Below are 21,604 nucleotides of genomic sequence, written 5' to 3'. Positions count from 1 at the left end.
ATGTCCTTTCGGGGCTACGGGCACGAGAAGGCCGGCAGTTGGAACGGATTGCGAATGCTGTTGGGCGTGAACTCCAACGTGACGCGGTGGCCGTCGAGATTGAACGTCGCCTGACGGCCGAGGCCGCCGGTGCCCGAAGACTGCGCCATATCCACCAGGCGGTTCAGCGCCCACGGCCCGCTGGTCACCAGACTGGCGGTGGTGCCGTTGGCCAGCGCCAGCTGCAGATGCACCTGGTTGGTATTGCGGGTGCCCGGCCAGCTGACCACCAGCGGCACCTGCGGGCCGTGGCTGTATTTGAACAGTTGCCCGTCGATATCCAGCGTCAGGTTGAGGATGTCGTTATCCATCCGCACCGGCCGCACGGTCACGCGGTAAGAGGGCGTCGCCGTGCCGTTGGCGAAAAAGGCGTCGCGGATGCGCTGCGCCTGCTGGAACGACCGCAGGATGCCTTCGCCGCCGGGCAGCGTCTTGCCGTCCACGCCGGGCGTGAAACGCCAGTTGGCGCGGGTGGTATCGACCTTGCCCTGCAGGTTGTCGCGGAAGAAGCTGTCCATCAGCCCGCTGTTCGGCGCGAACATGCGCGCCAAATCGTCCGGCGTCACTTCCTGGCGCGCCCGGGCCACCAACGGATAACGCCCGGCGATCGCCTGGCGGCAGAAGCTGCCGACCTCGAAGCTGATGCGCTTTTTCACGTTTTCCATCTCTTTGCGCTGGGTGTCGCTGCTGGCGCCGATCGCCAGCGACAGCAGCATCTGTTTGAACGGCACCGGCAAGCGGCCGGATTCGGCCTGCAGGCGCGGGATGATGTCGCTCGGCGGCGCCGACATGCCGCTGTTGGCCGCGCCTTGCACCGCCGTCAGGTAGCTGTACAGCTCATCGACCTGTTTCAGCACGCTGTCGAAAGGGATCGCCTTATTGCCTTCGCCCTGGCTTTGCGCCAGTTCAAGCAGCGGCGCGAAGTGCGCCATCACCAGCTGTTCCGGTTGGGCCGACACGTCGCCGTCGGCGTTGGCCGGCCGGTTGGTGAACAGCGCCTCCAGCGTGCGGTTGGCGTTTTGATTCAGTTTGTCTTCGGTTTTGGCCAGCAGCGAGCGGGAATCGGCGTCGCTTTTCTCGTCGCGCAGGGTGACGTTTTTGCTGACGTTAACCAGCAGATTGCGCATCGGCGACGGATTGCCGGACAGCAGGCGCGCGCTGCTGATGCGCTGGGTCAGGTTGCCGATGTTGGCCAGTTGGATATCGCCCAGCAGCTCATCCCAGGCGCTGATAAAGTCCTGCATGTACAGCTGGCGGATGGTCTTGGTCAGATCGGCGCTTTTCTGCTCCGGCGTCTGGCTGTTCAACACCCAGACGTCTTCCTTGCGCAGGGTATCGGTCACCGGATCGATGTTGTCGTTGAACGCTTTCCAATACCCCTGCGAGGTGAACAGGCCCGGCACGCCGTCGGTCACCGGTTTGCCGCTTTTGCGGCTGAATGCCAGTTCGGTCTGCGGACCGGCCAAATCGACCAGGCTGACCGGCTTGATGTCGGTCTGTTTCAGCAGCAGACGCTTAAGGCGGCCGTAGACGCGTTGCGACAGCGGCGCCCGATTGAGCGCGGCCTGCGCCTGCGCCACCAACGGCTCGTCTTTGGCGTAAGGCGAGGCCTGGATCTGCGTATCCAGCAGTTGGCTCAGGTGCCATTCGATCTGCTGCAGCTGTTTTTGGGTGCTGCCCTGCGGCAGGTTGCGCTGCAGGTTGAGCATCACCCAGGCGCGCAGGAATTTGCCGTCGTACTGCTTCGGCAGATACAGCATCTGGTAGGCCTTCAGCGCTTCATAGCTGAAGTCCGCGTCGCCGTGGTTATCGTTGCGCAGCGTGGCGGCGATCTGTTGCGCCACCTGCGGCAGCAGCAGTTCTTTCAGCGCTTTTTGGTACAGGGCATTGCCGGCGTCGCCGACCTGATCGCCGCGGAACAATCCCATGCGATAGGTGAACGGCGGATCGTCCAGCGAAAAGTTCTGGCTGTCCGGCAGATGCAGCAGGCTGTTGAGGAACGGCAGCAGCGAGAACATATCGCCGTTGCCCAACTGGGTCAGGCTTTGCCCCTGGCGCTCGACGCCGGGCACCTTGGCGGCCACTTCCGCCAGATAGGCCTTGTTGTTGCCGTAGCTGGTGAACCACAACATCGCCAGCACCGCCAGGATCACCGCCAGCGCGATGTACCCCGCCCAGTGCAGGGCGCGGTTGCGGTATTCCCACCAGCGGTTGCTGCCCGCCAGCCCGGACTCCTGGAAGACCACCGATTCCAGCGTCTCTTTCAGGAAGAAGCTCTGGCCTTTGGCTGCCGGGATCGGCGTTTCCTGGCCCACGCTGTCCCAGGCCGCGTTGGCCTGCGTCCCTGAGTTGGCCGGCGGCAGCTGCAGGTAGCGGTTCAGTTCGCCCATCACCCGGTCAAACGGCAGACCTTCCTGAGTGCCGCTGGTGAAGTAGATGCCGCGCGGGGTAAAGCGGGTTTCAAAACTGGAGGTGGCGAACACCTGTTCCAGATATTGGCCGAGCAGCGGGCGCAGCGCGGCGAATTCCTGCGGGAACAGGTAGCTTTCGGCGCGTTGGCGCGCGTCGTGCTCCATCAGCAGCGTATCCGGTAGCGCCGCATCCAGCCGTTGTTGCAGCAGGGCGTATTGTTGTTCGAAGGCGGCGTTCAGGTTGAAGTCTGGCTGCCGCGAGCGCTCGTAAGGGAAGGTGAATCCCCAGATCTGGTCGCGCTGCGCTTTGTCGAAGCTGCCGAAATAGGCCATAAAGCCGTTGAGCAGGTCGGTTTTGGTTACCAGCACATAGACCGGGAAGTGAATGCCCAGCTGTTCGTGCAGTTCTATCAGGCGTTTGCGCAGCGCGCTGGCCTGCGCGGCGCGCGCTTCCGCGCTGTCGCTCAGCAGATCGGCGACGCTGATGGTGACCATCACGCCGTTGATCGGCTGGCGGGTGCGATATTTTTTCAGCAGCGCGACGAAGCTTTGCCATTCGCCGGCGTCTTCTTCGCGCTGGCTTTCCTGGGTGGTGTAGCGGCCGGCGGTGTCGAGCAGCACCGCGTCGTTGGTAAACCACCAGTCGCAGTTGCGGGTGCCGCCCACGCCGCGCAGCGCGGACTTGCCGAAGCGATCCGCCAGCGGAAAATGCAGGCCGGAGTTGACCAGCGCGGTAGTTTTACCGGCGCCGGGCGCGCCGATGATCACATACCACGGCAGCTGATACAGATATTGGCGGCTGAAGCGGGTCATCCAGCGATGTTTGCCGTCGCCCTGGCCCGGGGCGAAGCGCGCCTTTTTCAACAGCTGCGCCGCTTCGTCGAAACGCTGGGCCAGCGGATCGTCTGGTTTGATCTCGGGCTTGCCGTCTTCCGCCGGCACCGCTTCGGCGGCGCGCAGGTTGCTCAGCAGACGGCTGTTGAACCAGGCGCTGTAGAGGCGCGGGATCAGGCGGCACAGGAACCAAATCAGGTAGATAGCGCCGATGGCGATCTGGCGGTTGAGTTCCGGCTCCAGCGGGCGATAGTCACCGATGGCGACCAGCGGGCCGATCGTCCAGATGATGAACGCCAGCGCGGTGATGCCGACAAAGCCCCACAGCAGGCGACTGGTGATGATGGAGAATAACGTACTGAGCATTACTTTCCGGTTCCTTGCGGCAAGCCGTTGATTTCCGCCTGGGTGTTTTCCGGGGCGACCAACAGCGTAATTTCTACCCGGCGGTTCAACGCGCGGTTCACTTTGTTATCGTTCGGCGCGACGGGGTTGCTCTCGCCGCGGCCCTCGGCCTTGACCCGCTGCGGGTTGGCGAGGTGTTTTTGCAAGCGGGCGCTGACCGCTTCGGCGCGCGCCAGCGACAGCTCCCAGTTGGAGGCGAAGCGGGCGCTGCGGATCGGCACGTTGTCGCTGTAGCCGGTGACCAGGATTTTGCCGCTGACGCCGTTCATGGCGGCGGCGATGCGGTCGATGACCGGAATATAGTTGGCACGCACCGTGGTGGCGGCGGAGTCGAACAGCCCGTCGCCTTTGAGGATCACCACGCTTTGCTGCGCTTCGTCGCGCACCACCACCAATCCTTCGGCGATCTCTTTGCGCAGGAAACTTTTCAGGCTCAGCGTCGGCGGCGCGGCCGGCGCCGGATTACCGATCGCGACCTGCGGCAGGTTGGTTTGGTAAATCGCCGCCAGCACCGGGCTGGTGTTGTCGCCCAGCCGCCAGTTGAGGGCGATAAACAGCAGCGAAGCCAGGAAGCCGGTCAGCGCCACGCAGGCCCACAGCGGCACCAGCGGACGCCACAGTTTCTGTTGTACCGGCAGATCCAACGCATGAGGCGACAGGGGCGGGGCGTAGCCGCCGCGCACCGACCGAATCAGCTGCAGCAGGCGCTGCTTCATGGTTTCCAACTGCGAACGGCCGTTTTCCATCACCCGGTAGCGGCCTTCAAAGCCCAGCAGCAGGCAATAATTGATCAGCTCCAGCAGATTGATGTGCTCGCGCGGGCTCTGCGACAGCTTGGCCAGCAGCTGGAAGAACTTCTCGCCGCCCCAGGTTTCGTTATGGAAGGTCACCAGCAGCCCGCTGCCGGACCACACGCTGTTGCTGCCCCACGGGGTCAGCGCCGCCGCTTCATCCAGCGCGGTGCACAGACAATAACGCGCGCCGATGATCACTTCGTACGGCAGGTTGGCGCGTTGGCCGCGGATCTCGAAGCGGCGCATTTCGTCGATCAGCTGTTGGCGCAGCTGCGCCGGGTTGGCGTGCGTGGCCGATTGGCGGATCTGCGAAATGGCGTTCAGCAGCGGGTTGGCGGCGTCCACCAGCGGGTTGGCCGCCGGCGCCATGCTATTTTCCTGAGTCATAGGTTACCGGTCCGTATGGCTGCGAATCGCCCAAAATTCCATGTCCAGCCCCGGGAATTCGCCGGCCAGGTGCAGGGCGAAGGCGCTGGATTTTTCCATCTGTTTCCAAAGGTCGCCGCCTTTTTCCAGCTCGAAATAGGTGTAGCCGGCGTGATAAGGGATCTGGCGCGGCGCGACGGGCATGGTGCGCAGACCGATGCCCGGCAGCTGCAGCTGCACCAGATCGCGGATGCGCGTGACCGGGGCGATCTTCATCTGCGCTGGGAAGTGGGTCAGCAACACCTCGGCGGCCACGTCGGCGCGCACCGCCAGCACGAAGCCGAAGTCGCGCATCATTTTGGCGTCTTGCACGGTGGCGACGTTCAGGCCGTGGGAGCGCTCGACCAGCGTCAGCTGAATGGCGTTGTCCTCCAGCACCACCGACAGGCCCTGACGCAGCAACAGCATCAGCTTGCCGAAGCACAGCGCCAGGTTGTCGTGGTCATACACCGGCAGGCGGCCTTCCGGGGTGCGCTGCGCCGAGAAGCTGGCGAGTTCGGTGGCGAACTGCAGCCAATCGGCGAACAGGCGCTCCGGGTGCAGATGGTCGAGGTGGTAGGCATGGCTCACCTGACCGAGATGGCGGTTGATCAGCTGCAGCAGCATGAAATCGACCATTTCGGAACTGCCGCCGCGGCCCGGTTGCAGCAGGCGTTGACTCATCTGCTGGCTGCGCTGTTGCAGCAGCCCCTGCAGATCGTTGATGAAGGTCTTCAGTACCGGGTTGCCCTGACAGTTCAGCATCGGCGGGATTTGTGCCGTATCGAGACGCAGGCTGTTGTCGCTGCGCTTTTCCAGCACGCGGGTGACGCTGAGCGCCGTCCATTCGGCGTTCAGCTCGCTCTCCAGCATCAGCCGCAGGCGCAGGCGACCGAATTGCAAGGCCGCGCTGCCCACCGAGACGGCGTTGAGATCGTCGACTTCGGTCTCGTAAGCCAGATAGCGCGCCAGCGCTTCCGGGCTTTCCTGAAAGATCACGTCTTCACGCCCCGCGCGATAGGTCGGCAGAGCCAGCACCACGTTTTCACCGGTCTTGTTGTCGGCGATGGCCAGCGGCGCGGGCGCCTGCTGGGCGCCGGAGAAGCGAAACGGCGTGCCGTCGGGCATGATGCCGCTGGCGGCGTTGAGCGCGATCTTGCCCTGGCGCAGCAGCGTTTGGTCCAGATCCAGGGTGAGAAATCCCCAGAAACAGCCGCTGTGGGCCTGGCCCCAGTTGCGCATATAGCCTTCGAGATAGTTTTCCGCCTGCTGGAAATGGTGAGGGCGCAAAAACATCCCCTCAGTCCAGACAACCTTATGAGCATCTTTCATCATCACACCTATAGTTACTTCGCTTCAGCGCAGCGGTAGGTCAGTCGACCTTTTTTACGGGGCGCAGGCCACTCACGCCCGCGACGATATGCGCTTCCAGCTCATCCGGCGAGAATTGCCATACCTTGTAGAAATTGGTTTCGGTGGGTTCCGGCAGCGGCAGTGAAATGCGCCAGGTCTTGCCGTCCAGATTTTGATATTCGGCGATCACGCCGATGTAACGTGCGTCCAATGTGCTTTGCCCACCGAGCTTTTTGCCGGTCTGGCCCGGCGTCAGGAAGAACTGATCGCTGTCCAGCAGGCTGTTGCCGAGCACGCTTTTGGCGTCGTTTTGCAGACTGAAAAAGTCGGCTTCCATGAATTCCGCATCCGAGCGCAGCAGCAGCACGCGAATTTTGATCGGCGCCGGTTGCGCGCCGGCGGCGGCGTTGACCTGGCGGTCAGCGTCGAAGACCAGGCTGTAACGCGCCGGCACGCTTTTCGCGGAAGACATGCAGCCGCCGAGCGCCAGCGCGCCCAGCAGCAGAAACAGCATCCCGCACCAGCGGGAAGCGATAGGGGTCGTCGTCATGGGAATCTCGTCGCCCGCAGGCGTGCTGACTACTGGAGGATCCAGGTGGCTGAGCCGGCGTTTTTGCACGCCTTGCTGTCGCCGCCGACTTTAACGCAGTCCTGCTTGGCGGCGCGCGCGCGGCGCGGCAGATCTTTGCGCAGCGTCGCTTTGTAGCGCGCTTCCGGCACGCCGGCGTTGGCCTGGATATACCCCACCAGATCGCCGCCACGGATGGCGGAGATCGCCAGCCAGTTGTTTTCCACTTCGCCCAGCGCGTAGAACGCGGCGGCATTGTCCAGGCTGCCGACGGCGGTGCCGGTATAATTCGGGCTGCTCATGATGCTGGCGGCGTACAGGCTGCGGTACTCCTCACCGATCGGTTTGAACTGTTTCGGCGCGCTCACCGCGGCGCGGTGCTTTAGCGTGACGCCGTTGACTTCACTGCTGACGATGGCGTCGTTATTGAGCGCCGGCGGCGGTGGCGGTGGGGTGGAGCAACCGGCAAGCGTCAGGGCGGTCAACAACGTCAGGGTAATCCGTGTTTTCACAATGTCCTCTTTTTCTTGATTGAATGGCTGTGTAATAAAGCGCCGTCATCAGGGCGCAAGCAGCAACACTTTTAATTGGCTCGGCACGATGCGCATGCCGAGCGCGTTGGTGGAGTTCTGCAGGCTGAGGCTGGTCAGCCGGGTGGCCGGGGTGCCTTTGAGCAGCACGGTAAAGGCGCCGGTCAGGTGGCGGGACGGCCCCATCACCGTGCCGGAAGCGACGCCGGTGGCCACGCCGGGGTTGTCGCCGTTGGTCAGTGGCGTCACCGTCGCCATGTTGTGCGCCGGGGTGCCGACGAACAGAATGTTGAACGCGTTCGGGATGGCGGTCGGCGCCAGGGCGATATCCGGGTAGGGAATGGGCACCGGCGCCGGGCTTGGCGTCAGACAGACGTCGGGAAACGCCAGGTCCACGCCGATCATTTGGCTGTTGGCAAACATAAAAGGCCTCCGCAAGGTTATCCGACGTGGATCTGTTCCGAATCCAGCTTGGTGATGTCTTTCGAGGTAATCAGCGTGTTGCGAGCATGAATGCGGGCGTAATCTTCCGCCTGATAATCCAGCTGCCCGGCGCGCACGTGCTCGGTCTGACGCACTTTGCGAAACAGCGAGTGGCTGATCTGGCTGACCGAATGCCACAGTGACTCGCAGCGTTTGCCGACCAGGCGGCTGATGCTGACGAAAGCCGAGAGCTCTTCGCCGCTGTATTTCATCTTGTCGACGTGGCAGTCGCCGCTGTTCGCTTGCAGGGTCATGGCGTCGCCGCTCAGGTTCAGCGCCTGCGCGCCGTGCAGCGACAGCGAGCCGTGCAGCGTTTCAATGTGCAGATCGCCTTCGACGCTCAGCCGCGCCGCGTTTTGCGGTTCCGCGCGCTCGAGGACGGCGATCGCCCACAGCTGGTGGCCGCAACCGGCGACCAGCACGCTATCGCCGAGGGCCGGCGTCAGCAGGCAGCTGGCCGCACGGCGGCAATGCCAGCCGCGGCCTTCACATTCCACCACCAGGCTGCCGTCCGGCAACAGGTTGACGACCTGGCCGGCGGCCTGCTGGGGCGGCGCGATGTTGACGGCGCGAGTAGTGTTGACAACGCTCATGGTGATCCCCTCGTGAAGTGGTCAATACGTTCAAATGCGGCTTTGGCGCTGTGCGCTCCAGATTTCGGCGGCGTACAGCTCTTCGTCGCGCTCGAGAATGCCGCTGCGGTCGCCCCAGCGCGTTTGCTGCTGGTGGGCGCGGTGCATGCGGGTGCGCATGAAGCGCGCACGCCGGAAATCGGCGGCGCCGATGTCGGCATAACAAAAATCGGCGTAGGTCAGGTCGCTGTCGCTGAAATCACAGCGCGCCGCGCGGCTGTGCTGGAACACGCCCTGATACAGACGCGCCTGGTTGAAGTTGGCGGCGTCCAGCGTCGCTTCGCTGAAAATCGCCTGATCGAACTGCCCGCTGCGGCACTGCGCCTGAGTCAGGTTGGCCTCCAGCCACAGCGACTGCTGCGCCTGCACGCCCGTCAGGTTGGCGCGCCGCAGCGAAGCGCCCTTGAAGTTGCTTTGGCGCAGCGTCGCCTGGCTGAAGTCGACGTCGTCCAATTGGTTATCGGTAAACTGGCAGGCGATCAGGCGCTGCCCGGCGTAACTTTTGCCGCGGTGGTCGCATTCGAAAAACGTGACGCGGTCGAACGAACAGCCTTTTAAATCAGTACTACGAAGGTCAAGACGAAAGAAGGTGACAAGTGACAACTGACTTTGAGCCAGGTTAACCTGCTGTAATGCCGTTTCGTAAAAGGTCACGCGATCCTGGATTGACGCGCCAAAATCACCGCATTCGAGTGGGCAGCGCATAAATTGCGTTTGGTCGAGCACGGCCTGCTTGAAACTGGCATCGTTAAGCCGACATTCATTGAAAATGCTTTGTTCCAGCCGGCACTCTGTGAAGTCGGCCCCCGCCAGGGCGCACTGATTGAAGGTGGTCTGATGCAAGGTTTGCCGGGCGAAACAGCACCGATCCAGACAGCATTCACTGAAGGTGGTCTCCTGCAGATTGCATCCGCTGAAATCTATACCTTGCAGATTGACTCGTGAAAAAATTACGCCGGACAGGTCCCAACCGCGCAGATCCAAATGGCTGATGTCACATTCCTGCAGAGGTTCACCGCGCTCTATTTGCTGCCGAACGCTTTCTGCTTCAAGCGTCATAATTTCTCCTGAACGGTGCGAGGCAGCGTTTTTGTTTGTCGGGTATAAGCACCATCAATTTTTGTTGAGCCGTCAATCCGCGATTGCGACAGGTCGGCGCGGAACAAATTAGCGCCGCGTAAATCGGCGCCGCTGAACAGGCTTTTTTGCATCACTGCACTGACAAAACTGGCGTTAGTCAGATCGGCGTTGCTGAAGTCGCAGCGGATGAACAAGCTGCCATTGCCGTTCGCTTTCTGCAGGTTGGCGGCAGTGAGCTGGGCCTCGGAGAAGTCGCTGTTATCAATCCGTGCAAGACGAAAACAGGCCTGATGCAGCGGTAACTGACGCAAATTGCATTGCTTGAGCGTCGCTTCGCTGAAGTTCGCTCTGGGCATCGCGCTTTGTGCGACAAAAGAGCATGTTTGCAGTCTGGCCCCCTGAAATGAGCAGCCTTCCGCACGGGTTTCGACCAACGAACAGGTATCAAGCCGAGCATGACTGAAGTCGAACCCTTCGAGTTGGCAGCGAATGAACGTCACTTTCTCCAGCTTGGCTTGATGAAATTTCAGCTGGCTCAATGTCAAAGCCATCATCGTGATGACGCAGAGCGTGGCCTGGGAGAAATTGCATTGCGTCATAAAAGTGCGGTATCCCGCCAACTGCTCCAGTCTGCTTCCCGTGAAATTGCAGTTTTTGAACAGCGTTTCCTGAATATTGGTTTCCACCAGGGTTGCATGAGAAAAGTCAGCGTTCTCACAGTGAGCCAACGCCAGGGAGGCGTGATTCAGGTTAGCCCCTTGCAGGCGGGCGCCGGTGAAGTCTGCACGCGCCAACATCGCTTGTTCAAAATTAGCATGGTCGAGACGGCAACCGCTGAAATTGGCGTTTTCCAGCAGACAACGGCTGAAGTCTGCACCGGTGAGATCCAAACCGGAAAGATCGGCGCCGGTCAGATCGATACCGCTAAAGTTTTTATCGCCGCGTTGGGTGGCCATCGCGCGGTTACGTATGATCGTCGCTAAGTCGCCACTCAGCCGCAGCGCAGGGCCTTGTGATTGTGCGGTCATCAGGTAGGCCTGATACAGCGCTTGTTCCTGTTCTTCCAGGCGGCGACGATCGGCGGGATCGCTATGTTGGTAGAGCAGATCCCGCATCTGCTGGAAATTTTCATGCCCGCTGCTTGACGGCGGCGCCTCGACGACGCTTTGAGGATCAACCCCCTGGGCCCGCAGTTCGTCATACAGAGCCTGTTGTCTTTGCTCAGCCTCCTGTTCAAGACGCTCGACATAGTCGGGCAACTCATCCAATGCGGGGCGTTCCGTCGGGGGAAGTGCTTCATCGATGTCCTGACCTTCCGAGAGTCGGCGATCGCGATAGTGTTGTTGCAGGTGTTGCTGATAACGAGTGAGGTTGCGCACCGCCGGGCTTTCTTCTGTCGTTTGCTTCGTATCCAACCAGGGGCCGATGGCCGATTCAGGCACCAGCTCTTTTTCGCGAAAGGCGAATAAACCGCCTTTCTCGGTATCGCTGCGTTGGCGCAATACCTTGCGATAATGATTGGCTGAGCGAGCGGCACCGGACAGTTCTAACGCCGGCATAAGGTGCAGAACGTCAGCGGCGTCGTCTTCGTCAATACGTACGCTGCCGTGATAAATCAACAACATCTGTTGGCGATGCGGAAAGAACCAGACTGTCGTGTGCCGCATGGCGATTTCTTCGATCTCGGGTTCGCCGTGTCGCAGCCGGTTGATAAAGCAGCGGGCTATCCACGTTGGTAGCTGTCCTTGTTGGCAGGGGATCTGCGGATGCATGTTCCAAATACGATAGGTGGCGCCGCTCGGAAGTGCATCACGCTGCGGCCATTGCTGATCGTGATCCGCCATATTAAACAGGCGCCAATCAGTATCGCTGGCCAGCCCTGGGAACTCATTTTGCAGCCAGTTGGCGTCGTATTTTTTGCCGATGCGGCTGAAACGGCGTGGCCAATTGATGTCCAACGCGTCAAAGCTGACGGGGAGCGCAGTCTGGCGCGGCGAGCTCAGTCGATTGTGCAGCGGTTCGATATTGGGGAGGGGACAGCGAGAACCCCGTGGAAGTGTTTCTGGGTTAGCGCCAAGGCCGTGCGGGTTTTCAACCCATTGCGGGCCGCCGAAAGCGCGGCTCCAATCCAGACGCATTTCATCAAAGGGGAGTGGGGATGAGGGGCGATCATTGATCCAGTGACGATCGCCGAAGACCACCAGCGTTTTCTCCAGCGTATCCAACTGGATTTTAACCGCACAAGCGGTTTTATCAGCTTGATGATGGGTATAGGCGTAGCCGGTGGCAAGAAATTCTGCACAGGCTTTAGGAAAGGCGAGATCGAGCACGCCGCCGCTCAAGGTCAGCTCTTCGCTGGCGAGTTGCCATAGTTCAGGCTCGGGGCGCAGACGTGGGGACGCCCCCATGTCGGCTAACGCCAAAACGGAAACGCCCAGATAATTTTCCCCCTGCCAACGGTAGGGGCGATGAAGCGTGCTCAGACGCAAAGGTTTTACGACTTTCATTGTGTGTGCAAGGCTTCCGGTAGATACCTGCGGGCAACATGTTGCGCCGCACAAAAACAATCCCGTTTTTCGCTTTATTGGATATCAGGCAAAGTCACATCAGATGAAAATATTCACCCGCGGTTGGATTCAGGGGAAGGTAACGCTCCCCAAATAAAAACGACGAGTAAGATAAAAATGCAAGTGATTATAAATAGTTATATAGATAGCCCTTTGCGAACCAGCAGGACTGTCGCTACGGACAGCGCGGCAGCGATTGCCTTGGCTGCAAATTGCACCGCGCTCTCCAGGTGATAGGGGGCGAAGAAACCTACTGCGGCGGATGCCAACACCAGCAACGCGGCGAGCAAAGCGAAGCATCCAAGCTCTCCCATCAGGGACAGCGCGCCGCCGGGAGTGGTGACGCCCAAGTACACCATCAGGAAACCGGGAAGGATTAGGAAACCGATCAACTCTGCAGGGTAATTCACCGCCGACATCACGTACTGGTTGTATTTAAGGAGCGCTAGCATCAGCACGACAAAGATGAGCAGACGTGCAGGGAAAGACAGAGGTTTATTTGCCGGCAAAATATTTTTGCAAATCGCGGCGATCAGCACGCCACCCACCAAAATGCCGAACAGGGTAAAGACGATTTTACCCCAGAGACTGTCCTGTGTCGCAAAGTCAATAAACGAACCCATCGTGACGCTTTCCTTATGAAATAGATGTCAGGATCGCAATCGCGAGCCTAATGGAACAATAAGTCATTTTCAGATCGTTGAAATCGGCTTCCGGACCTTTCTTATACAAGATGAACTGAGGTTCGAACTTCACTACTGCTGCGGTTTTAACATCGACGGTCAGCCCGCCGGTAATGGAGAATGCCGCGCCAGTCTTGATGCCGACATCCAACCACTTGGTCCAGGTCATGTTCTTGGGGCGGATGATAATGTGCTCGCTGTCGCTTTTTACCGTCACCTTGTTGCCGTGGATGTAAATATCCGATCCACTGGGGCCTTCGCCATCGACAGTGGCGATCTTAATCTTCGATGCTTTCTGCACGTAGTCTGTGGCGGTGGTGACGGTTAATTTATTCTGAGAGCGTGTTTCTTCGCCGCTGACGGTGGAGGTCAGGTTGCCGGTGATATCGAGGCTCTTGTTGCCGCCCGCCAATTTGGTGCTCTGGTTTCCGCTGGTAATCTCCAGCTTCTTATCGCCGGTTTCGATTTTCGTGGACTGGCCATATTGCTCGATGGTGGTGTCTTGGCCTTGCTTAATCAGTTGGGTCTGCTTGTTTTCAATCGTATGGTGGCGATTGCCCTTCAGCAGAATGGTTTGATCGCCGGTGATGTTGACGTTATCGCCGCCGTCGTGAATGGTGAATTTACGCCCGGCTTTGATCCCCACCTGTTGCCCACTGTTAAAAGTGGCGGTTTCAGGTCCTGTCACGGTGGTATTACGCATTGATCCGAAGAGGAAAGTTGCATTGCCGATAACCTGATGGTCTTGGGTCTTGCCGATGCGGGTGAAACGACTGCCGTCAATATTGACGTTCTTGTCGTTTTCCACCGTCATGTTCATGTTGCGTTCGGCGTGCATGTCGAAAGATTCGTTGCCGGGCGAGTCTTCCAGGAACAGGAAGCTGGCGTTGTCGACGCCGCCGCCTTTGCTGCGGCTCATAAAGCCCATTTTGGTGGCGTCGCCGGGCAGATCCCAGGGCGGCATGCTGTCTTCGTTGTAAACGCGGCCGGTGATGATGGGGCGATCCGGATCGCCGTTGATAAAGTCGACCACCACTTCCTCACCCACGCGCGGGATTTGGATCCCGCCGTATTTCCAGCCGGCCCAGGCGCTGGAGACGCGCACCCAGCAGGAGCTGGTTTCATTGCCGCTGCCGTGGCGATCCCAACGGAACTTGAGTTTCACCCGGCCATATTTATCGGTCCAGATGCTTTCGCCTTCCGGGCCAACCACTTCGGCGGTTTGCGGGCCATGGGTTTTCGGCCAGGGTGTGGTGCGCGCCGGGCGCCAGTTGATGTCCGCCGGCACCACCTGAAATTCGGTATGTTGCTCGCCAACGTCGTTATCGTTGCTGGCGTAGCTGTTTTCCTGCATGAAGTAACGCGCGCTGACCACCAGATAGGCGCGGTTGTCTTCCATGCGCGGCGCCTGGATCAGCTGAAAACGGTAGCCGGGCGCAATGCCCTGCGAACTGCCTTCGCCGCTCATCTGCTCATGCTGCGCTTCGAACTCCTGTTGGCGCACCTTGACGTAAAACTGGCCGTGGGCGTGATCGGTATAACGCCCGGGCCAGTCGAACACCTCGGCTTTGTCCTGTGCGAACGAGGCGGGATTCTGCCGGGCCTCCAGCAACCGTGCGCGCGGTTTACGAAAATCGTAGTCATCCAGGCTATACAGGCTGGGCGTGATGGCGTCCGAGACGCTCCAGCTGTTGATGCTGTCCTTGTTTTCCACCAGACCGCCTTCCGCCAGCTGATAGGGGATGCTGGCATAGCCGGCGAGTTCCTGATGCGCCGCCGGCGCGTCGGCCAGCACCAGCGTATGGCCGTCCTGCTGGTGCGTGAAATAGTAATAGATGCCTTCATGTTCCATCAGACGACTGATGAAATCGAAATCGCTCTCCTGGTACTGCACGCAGTACCCCCAGATGCGGTAGTCGTAACTCAGACGGTTATCGATCTTCACCTGATACTGCCCCAGCACCTGGGTCAGGATGTCGGGAACGGTCTTTTCCTGATAGATGCGAAAATCGCGGTTTTGCGTCAGGTACCACAGCGTGGGGCGCAGCACGGCGCGGTAGATATAGTAGCGGTTGCCGCCGGCTTCTCGTCCGGAGAGGGTCATACGCGTGATATTGCCGTTGAGATAACGCGGGGCCATCGGGTTGCCCCGCAGCTCCAGCGTGATTTTTTGTCCCAGCAGCGCTTTCAGATCGAGGCGATTGTCAGGGCTGAGCAGCTCGACGTCGAACTCGAACAGCCCGGCCAATCTTTCCTCACCGGAAAGGCTTCTGAACAACAGCTGATGGGCGGGCAAAGGTGTGTGCGCAATGATAAGGCGATCCATACTATATCCCCGGTTTAGGCATAGCTACCGCACGAGATTTGACGCGCGATCCCGATGGCGTATCTGTCACGAATTGAGACAGGGGCTGACGAAAGATTTAACAAAGTTTACACAAAGGCACGATTTGTGCAGTCTACAATAGAGCTCTGCATTTGCAAAATAGCCTTGTGGATCAATGCTCAATTCGTTAACTCGCTCACGATCTGGTTTTTTATTATCTAAAACATATGGATACGAGAAGATCTTTTTTTATCCAAAATTATTGGGAAAATGGTAATACCAAATAATAAATCTGTAACACTTAAGTCAACGTGTTTATAAAACAACTCTTTTTTTCCGTGAAAAAAGTCACTGAGTATTTTTTATCCTTACCATTCGTTAGTTAAAGATGATCAAATATATAAATTTACCGAATGTTAATTCGGATGATTCCTATTTGGCCTGCGTGAAAAGCCCGCGGTGCGGGCCTCCGATGGTGAGTCTGAATGGTTGATAAAGCAGCAATTGATGCGGTTAGCGCGGAAGGGGATCGAGGGAAAGTCGGCTTATCAGGTCACAGAGCCAGATTAAGGCCGGGTCGCGTTGCGCCTGTCGGCCGGCGATCAGCTCAATGGGGAAAGGCGCGATGGCCAACTCCTCAGGCAGCGGGAGAATGCGTACGCGTTGAGGATCGGAAAAACGCCGGGCCACGCTGGCGGCCAGGGTGGCGATCAGATCGCTGTCGGCGACCACCGCCGGCAGGGCGACAATGTGTGAAAAGGTCACGGCGACGCGCCGCTGGCCGCCGATTTCCGCCAGGCGGCGGTCGACCAAGCCTCTGGCAGAGCCGTCGTCAGCCGGCGCGTACAGCCCGTGCGGCAGGCTGAGGTAGCGGGCCAGATCCCAGCGGCCATCTGCCAATTGCGGGTGTGAACGGCTGGCGATACAGACCAGATGCTCTTCAAACAACGTGCGCACATAGTGACTTTCTGCCCCGGAAAGATGCCCTCCCAGCGCGACATCCACCTCCCCGCTATCCAACTGACGGTAAATATTGCGGCGATCCAGACGCGAAACGCGAATATCGATGCCGGGGGCCGCCTGACGCAAACGGCTGATGATGGCGGGCAGCAGCAAGATATCGGCATAGTCGCCGGCGGCCAGCGTAAAACGCCGTTGCCCGGCGGTGGCCGGATCGAAACGGGCAGGGGGCGCCAGCGCGAGATGGATTTGCTCAAGCACCCGCTGTATCTGCGGCATAAGCTGGTGGGCGCGCGGCGTGGGCGCCATGCCGCCGCCGCTGCGGACAAACAGCGGATCGTTGAGCAGAATGCGCAGTCGCGCCAATGCATTGCTGACGGAAGGTTGCGCGCGGTTAAGACGCCGGCCTGCGGCGGTGACGTTACGAGTCTGATACAGCGCTTCAAACACTACCAGCAAATTGAGATCGACGTTGGCTAAATTCATTTTATGAATACTCTATATACAGATAATCCATTTCCAGAATCTTACAGCGTTCCCTAGGCTGGTAGCACACGTATTTAGCTTTCAATCAGGGGAAATGATGAACAAAGTGTTAATCACCGGCATTGAGCCGTTCGACGGTGACGCGGTGAACCCTTCCTGGCAGGTCGCGCAGGCATTGGCCGGAGAGCGTATCGCCGGCGCGGAGATCGCGGTGCTCGAGTTGCCGTGCGTATTGGGCGTGGCCAACCAGCAGCTGATCGCGGCGATTGAGGCATTGCAGCCGCTGGCGGTGATCTGTCTGGGGCTGGCCGGCGGCCGAGCCGAAATATCCCTGGAACGGGTAGCCATCAATTTGATCGATGCCCGCATTCCCGACAATGCCGGTAAACAGCCGATTGACGTGCCGGTGGTTGCCGGCGGGCCGGTGGGCTATTTCAGTACGCTGCCCGTCAAGGCCGCGGTGCAGCAACTGCGCCGGCAGGGGATCCCGGCGGGCGTTTCTTACACGGCGGGCACCTATAACTGCAACCATATTTTTTATGGTCTGCGTCACTATCTGGAGACGCAGCATTCGCGGGCCAGGGGCGGATTCGTGCACATTCCGTACAGCCATGAACTGGCGGCGGCGCATCCGGGCAAGCCGAGTATGGCGCTGGCGACGATGGTGGAAGCGGTGCGCACTCTCGTGCAGGTGACGCTCACGGTAGAGGAAGATGTGCAATTCGGCGACGGTGCCGTGCATTGACAAGCAGGGCGTGGCACGCCACGCCCTGATGCGCGTTATTCGTCAGCGACGCGGATCACCAGTTTGCCGAAGTTTTTGCCCTGCAGCAGGCCGATAAAGGCCTGCGGCGCCTGCTCCAGCCCATCGACGATGTCCTCGCGGAACTTGATCTTTCCTTGCTCGACCCAGCTGCTCATCTGTTGCAGGAATTCATCAAAGCGTGAACCGTAATCGTCGAAGATGATAAAGCCCTGCATGCGGATACGTTTACGCAAGATCAGCCCTTCCAGCAACGGTAAGCGGTCCGGCCCGGCGGGTAACCCGGTGGCATTGTAATGGGCGATGATGCCGCAGACCGGAATGCGCGCTTTGGCGTTCAACAGCGGCAACACGGCGTCGAATACGGCGCCGCCGACGTTCTCATAATAGATGTCGATGCCCTGCGGACAGGCGGCGGCCAGCTGTTCGGCAAAGTCGGGGGCGCGGTGATCGATACAGGCGTCGAAACCCAACTCTTCCACCACATAGCGGCATTTGTCCGCACCGCCGGCAACGCCGACGACGCGGCAGCCTTTCAGTTTGCCGATTTGGCCGACCACTGAACCGACCGCGCCGCTGGCGGCGGCGACCACCAGCGTTTCACCCGCCTGCGGTTGGCCGATATCGAGCAACCCCATGTAAGCGGTAAAACCGGGCATGCCCAGCACGCCGAGCAGGCGGGAAGGGTGCGGCAAGTGTGGGCCGAGATTGCGCAGGCCGCTGCCGTCGGACAGCGCGTAATCCTGCCAACCGTCATAGCCCAACACCCAATCGCCGACGTTGAAATCGGGATGCTGTGAGGCCGCCACGCGAGAGACCGTTCCGCCCACCATGACCTGACCGATCTCCACCGGCGGCGCGTAGGAGGGAGCATCGCTCATGCGTCCGCGCATATAAGGATCCAACGACAGATATACGGTACGCAGCAGCAGCTGGCCGGCCTCGGGTTGCGGCACGGCGACCGTGTCGAGGCGGAAATTCGCCGCCGTCGGTTCGCCGTGCGGACGCGAGGCCAGCAGAAAGCGGCGGTTCTGTTGAGAAGGGGACATCGAAAGCTCCTTTGTGTTGCGACAAACAAGGTTCGTTAAGCCTAGTCCAGGGGCGCCAAGGCAACGTTACCGAATGTGCTTAGCCTCAGAGCGGAACGATCAGCACGTCGATATGGCTGATGTTGATGAAGCGGGCGGCGGAACAGGAGACTTTGTTCATCATGCTGTCGCGGTGATTGCCGCAGAGCAGCAGGTCGAACGGCTGACGGCGGCTGGCGAATTCCAGGCTGTCGCCAAGCTCGCCATGCACGATAAGGGTATCGGCGATCGGGTAGCCGGCGCGTTGGCGCAGTTCCTCCATAAACAGCCGGGTTTCCTCTTCCATCAGCGTGCGCAAATCGGCCAGCATCGGCCCGGCGAAATTATTGTACATTTCCGGATTGGCGAGGGTGCTTAACAGGGTGATGTTGCCGCCGTAGGGGCGGACGATAGATACGGCCTTTTCCACCAGACGATGGCTGTCAGGCGCGACGGCGACGGTAACCAGAACGTTTTGATACCCCATATTCCACTCCTTGTTGCATCCGTCGTGTTTCAGGCTGCCGCGTCGGGGCCTTGGATGAAATGCTGCGCTCGGATAAAGGGTAGAACCTGGCGGGGGGAATAAATGTGTTTCGCATCACGCGCGGCAATAAAAGCTGAGTTTGCTCCGGTTATATAGCAATAAAAGATAAAACCGTTGCCGCACGTAATTTCACTGAATTAAAGCACCTGCGCCCACAGCGTTTTCGGCACCTTGCCCAGATCGAACAATTTACCGGCAACCAGCTCGGCGCGACGGTGGTCGGCAGCGCGGTACATATTGCTCATTTCTGTATCGTTTTCAATGGAATAGTTCAGTTTGTCGTACACCTTCTCCAGGCTGTCCAAAGAGGAGCATTTACGGAATGTCAGCAGATATTCGAGCGTATCGGTCATGATTAAAATATAGCCTGTTAATAGTTAAAGCCGGGTGAATAACACATAGCGGCTCACGGCGACGCCGTCGAGGCAGCGATGTACGACCTGACAAAAATCATTTCAAGTGAATAAATTGCACTGGGTAATAATGTGACGCCGCCCGTGGCGGCGCTGGGATAAATCATAATATGCAAGTGCGCCATCAGCAATCTCATCCTGCTGATAAATGAAGAAATAGGGAAAGTCTCAGGGCGATGCGTCACGAACGAGAAGCTTAAGCGTCGACGTTACCGCTGCGTGCAAGCGCGCGAAGCCGTGCTCGCTCTCCTTTGGCGGCGTTTTTTTCACCTGTCCGGAGGGCGGTCGCAGCACGAGGCGATGTATGTTGCCGCTGTCGGCATTGAAACTACGCCTGTTTGGCCTGCGCGATTATGGCAAGTAAAACAAAACTGCGTTTTATTTTATTGCAATGAAACGATGGGGCGCGGGAATTTTAATAACGTCTGGAACGGCGTGGTAATTAATGCGCCGGCAAAAAAGAAATAAAAAAACGCTAAAGCTTTAGGATGTGCTGCCGATATGTCGTTTTGGGGCAATTTAATGTTAAAAAACCATTCTTGCGCCGCGCTAATACGGAAACATATCGTTACGTCTATTGGCTTGTTCACTACGCCAGCGAATCATTGATAAGCCATAATCACCTGATGTTGAAAATTAGAACAACTCTCTGCGGAGGGTTTAAGTCAAATCCGATAGCTAATAACCTTATAGTTTACATTGGTTATTTTTCACCTCGGATATTTTTTAGCGGCTCAAATGGTTATTTATACTAAGATTGTTGCCTATATGCAGATTTTTGTTCTGTTATTTTGGTTTGGTGATGGTTTTGTTCGAATTGATCTAAAAAAGATAATTTTTTGGCTGATAAACATTGTTTTTAAGACGTTTTTTTACCTAAGGCGATTTTGTGAGCAAAATGCGGGTCATAAAATGTGCGAATTTAGGGGTATTTGGCTTAATTATTTTTTATTTTTGTGATCTATGTCACATTGTATTTAAAATTGCCTCTCACTTACATTGTGTGTGCTAATGGTTCGGGGGTAGAGTTGCGCTGCTTTAGGAATAATCTTATTAAATTTGTAAAAATAGTTTCATGGTGACTAAACACTATCGAAGCAGAATGCTGTACATCCATACACGTTGGTTTACGCTCGTAGCAAATACTGAACAGTGGTCGAATTTAGCGATTGGCGAAAATTATAGCAGTCGTTTTTGAGAGATTAATTTGCCAACTTTGGGAAACAACCCAGGTCACGGGCGATAAAATTTATCACCCAGCGTATGTTTTTAAACATAGTCTGTCGGGATGGGGAATATGGGTACGTCTGAATTACTTAAGCATATTTATGACATCAATTTGTCATATTTACTTTTAGCACAGCGTTTGATCAACGATGAAAAAGCGTCCGCGATGTTCCGCCTTGGTATTGATGAGACCATGGCCGATGCGTTGGCGCAGCTGACTTTGCCGCAAATGGTCAAACTGGCCGAGACCAACCAGCTGGTTTGCCACTTCCGCTTTAACGATCACCAGACCATCGAACGCCTGACTAAAGAGTCGCGCGTCGACGATCTGCAACAAATCCATACCGGCATTTTGCTATCAAGCCATTTACTGCAAGAGCTATCGAGTAAAGACGCTAGCCCGACGAAGAAAAGAGCCTGATGATGGTTGAGAAAAGCATTGTTCAAGAAGCCAAGGACATTCAGCTCGCCATGGAGCTGATTTCGCTGGGGGCCCGTTTGCAGATGCTGGAGAGTGAAACCCAGCTCAGCCGCGGGCGCTTGATTAAACTTTACAAGGAGTTGCGCGGCAGCCCGCCGCCAAAAGGAATGTTGCCGTTCTCAACCGACTGGTTTATGACCTGGGAACAGAATATTCATTCCTCGATGTTTTATAACGCCTACCTGTTTCTGATGAAAAGCGGACAGTGCAGCGGGGTGGAAGCGGTGATCAAAGCCTATCGCCTCTACCTGGAGCAGTGCCCGCAGCAGGCCGGCGAGGCGCCGTTGCTGGCGTTGACCCGCGCCTGGACGCTGGTGCGCTTCGTCGACAGCGGCATGTTGCAGCTCTCCGCCTGCAGCTGCTGCGGCGGCGCATTTATCACCCACGCGCACCAGCCGCTGAACGGTTTCATCTGCAGTTTATGCCAACCCCCATCCCGCGCCGTAAAAAGACGTAAACTTTCGCCGCAACTGGCCGATATTATTCCTCAACTGCTGGACGAGCAGGTCAAACGCGCCATTTGAGCCGCCACGTTGCCGGCTCTCGGCAA

At 58.2% G+C, this 21,604-nt stretch carries 18 protein-coding genes; 3 read left to right on the top strand and 15 right to left on the bottom strand.

Features of this window, described 5'->3' with window-relative positions:
- Positions 1 to 14: 14 nt before the first annotated feature.
- The 12 genes from tssM to ACMGG9_RS14100 form a co-directional block, all read right to left on the bottom strand.
- The gene (gene tssM / locus ACMGG9_RS14155) at positions 15 to 3,650 is read right to left on the bottom strand and encodes a type VI secretion system membrane subunit TssM (RefSeq protein ID WP_182073747.1); all 3,636 of its coding nucleotides are present in this window, start codon (positions 3,648 to 3,650) and stop codon (positions 15 to 17) included.
- Positions 3,650 to 4,852 (bottom strand): DotU family type VI secretion system protein, encoded by a 1,203-nt coding sequence (locus ACMGG9_RS14150; RefSeq protein ID WP_049272050.1) that lies wholly within the window; start codon positions 4,850 to 4,852, stop codon positions 3,650 to 3,652. The genes tssM and ACMGG9_RS14150 overlap by 1 nt, the downstream gene beginning before the upstream one ends.
- Positions 4,853 to 4,873: 21 nt before the next feature.
- Complete coding sequence (gene tssK / locus ACMGG9_RS14145) at positions 4,874 to 6,220, bottom strand: type VI secretion system baseplate subunit TssK (protein WP_042785741.1); 1,347 nt, start codon at positions 6,218 to 6,220, stop codon at positions 4,874 to 4,876.
- A 40-nt stretch (positions 6,221 to 6,260) separates the two neighbouring features.
- Complete coding sequence (gene tssJ, locus ACMGG9_RS14140) at positions 6,261 to 6,791, bottom strand: type VI secretion system lipoprotein TssJ (protein WP_033643551.1); 531 nt, start codon at positions 6,789 to 6,791, stop codon at positions 6,261 to 6,263.
- Between the two features lie 29 nt (positions 6,792 to 6,820).
- On the bottom strand, positions 6,821 to 7,321 hold the full coding sequence (gene tagV / locus ACMGG9_RS14135) for a type VI secretion system accessory protein TagV (protein ID WP_033643550.1): 501 nt from the start codon (positions 7,319 to 7,321) through the stop codon (positions 6,821 to 6,823).
- Positions 7,322 to 7,369: 48 nt separating this feature from the next.
- Positions 7,370 to 7,762: a DUF4150 domain-containing protein gene (locus ACMGG9_RS14130; RefSeq protein WP_033643549.1), complete on the bottom strand. Its 393-nt coding sequence runs from the start codon at positions 7,760 to 7,762 to the stop codon at positions 7,370 to 7,372.
- 17 nt (positions 7,763 to 7,779) lie between these two features.
- Positions 7,780 to 8,415: a DUF3540 domain-containing protein gene (locus ACMGG9_RS14125; protein WP_033650852.1), complete on the bottom strand. Its 636-nt coding sequence runs from the start codon at positions 8,413 to 8,415 to the stop codon at positions 7,780 to 7,782.
- A gap of 30 nt (positions 8,416 to 8,445) precedes the next feature.
- Positions 8,446 to 9,513 (bottom strand): pentapeptide repeat-containing protein, encoded by a 1,068-nt coding sequence (locus ACMGG9_RS14120; RefSeq protein ID WP_033650853.1) that lies wholly within the window; start codon positions 9,511 to 9,513, stop codon positions 8,446 to 8,448.
- Complete coding sequence (locus ACMGG9_RS14115) at positions 9,510 to 12,041, bottom strand: DUF2169 domain-containing protein (protein ID WP_047025443.1); 2,532 nt, start codon at positions 12,039 to 12,041, stop codon at positions 9,510 to 9,512. The genes ACMGG9_RS14120 and ACMGG9_RS14115 overlap by 4 nt, the downstream gene beginning before the upstream one ends.
- Positions 12,042 to 12,238: 197 nt before the next feature.
- Entirely contained in the window at positions 12,239 to 12,724 is a 486-nt protein-coding gene (locus ACMGG9_RS14110) for a hypothetical protein (protein WP_033650855.1), read from the bottom strand.
- 13 nt (positions 12,725 to 12,737) lie between these two features.
- Complete coding sequence (locus ACMGG9_RS14105; RefSeq protein WP_232097549.1) at positions 12,738 to 15,110, bottom strand: type VI secretion system Vgr family protein; 2,373 nt, start codon at positions 15,108 to 15,110, stop codon at positions 12,738 to 12,740.
- A gap of 513 nt (positions 15,111 to 15,623) precedes the next feature.
- Positions 15,624 to 16,556 (bottom strand): LysR family transcriptional regulator, encoded by a 933-nt coding sequence (locus ACMGG9_RS14100; protein WP_033643541.1) that lies wholly within the window; start codon positions 16,554 to 16,556, stop codon positions 15,624 to 15,626.
- Between the two features lie 97 nt (positions 16,557 to 16,653).
- On the opposite strand from ACMGG9_RS14100, the gene pcp reads away from it, so the two are divergent.
- The gene (gene pcp / locus ACMGG9_RS14095; protein WP_033650977.1) at positions 16,654 to 17,301 is read left to right on the top strand and encodes a pyroglutamyl-peptidase I; all 648 of its coding nucleotides are present in this window, start codon (positions 16,654 to 16,656) and stop codon (positions 17,299 to 17,301) included.
- 35 nt (positions 17,302 to 17,336) lie between these two features.
- Here pcp and ACMGG9_RS14090 read toward each other — a convergent pair whose 3' ends face one another.
- The 3 genes from ACMGG9_RS14090 to ydgT form a co-directional block, all read right to left on the bottom strand.
- Entirely contained in the window at positions 17,337 to 18,368 is a 1,032-nt protein-coding gene (locus ACMGG9_RS14090; RefSeq protein ID WP_033650857.1) for an NADP-dependent oxidoreductase, read from the bottom strand.
- Between the two features lie 85 nt (positions 18,369 to 18,453).
- On the bottom strand, positions 18,454 to 18,873 hold the full coding sequence (gene uspC, locus ACMGG9_RS14085; protein ID WP_033650858.1) for a universal stress protein UspC: 420 nt from the start codon (positions 18,871 to 18,873) through the stop codon (positions 18,454 to 18,456).
- A 197-nt stretch (positions 18,874 to 19,070) separates the two neighbouring features.
- Positions 19,071 to 19,286, bottom strand: coding sequence for a transcription modulator YdgT (gene ydgT / locus ACMGG9_RS14080; protein ID WP_004934895.1), 216 nt, complete (start codon positions 19,284 to 19,286; stop codon positions 19,071 to 19,073).
- A 1,357-nt stretch (positions 19,287 to 20,643) separates the two neighbouring features.
- On the opposite strand from ydgT, the gene flhD reads away from it, so the two are divergent.
- Together flhD and flhC are read left to right on the top strand one after the other, a co-directional pair.
- Positions 20,644 to 20,994 (top strand): flagellar transcriptional regulator FlhD, encoded by a 351-nt coding sequence (gene flhD, locus ACMGG9_RS14075; RefSeq protein ID WP_033643537.1) that lies wholly within the window; start codon positions 20,644 to 20,646, stop codon positions 20,992 to 20,994.
- Positions 20,994 to 21,578: a flagellar transcriptional regulator FlhC gene (gene flhC / locus ACMGG9_RS14070; RefSeq protein WP_016927281.1), complete on the top strand. Its 585-nt coding sequence runs from the start codon at positions 20,994 to 20,996 to the stop codon at positions 21,576 to 21,578. The genes flhD and flhC overlap by 1 nt, the downstream gene beginning before the upstream one ends.
- Positions 21,579 to 21,604: the final 26 nt, after the last annotated feature.

The sequence above is a fragment of the Serratia sp. BNK-10 genome (assembly GCF_047456065.1).
GTDB classification, from domain to species: Bacteria; Pseudomonadota; Gammaproteobacteria; order Enterobacterales; family Enterobacteriaceae; genus Serratia; species Serratia ureilytica.
The sequence above is the reverse complement of the archived record's forward strand: the minus strand, read 5'-3'. Positions and strand labels throughout refer to the sequence as shown.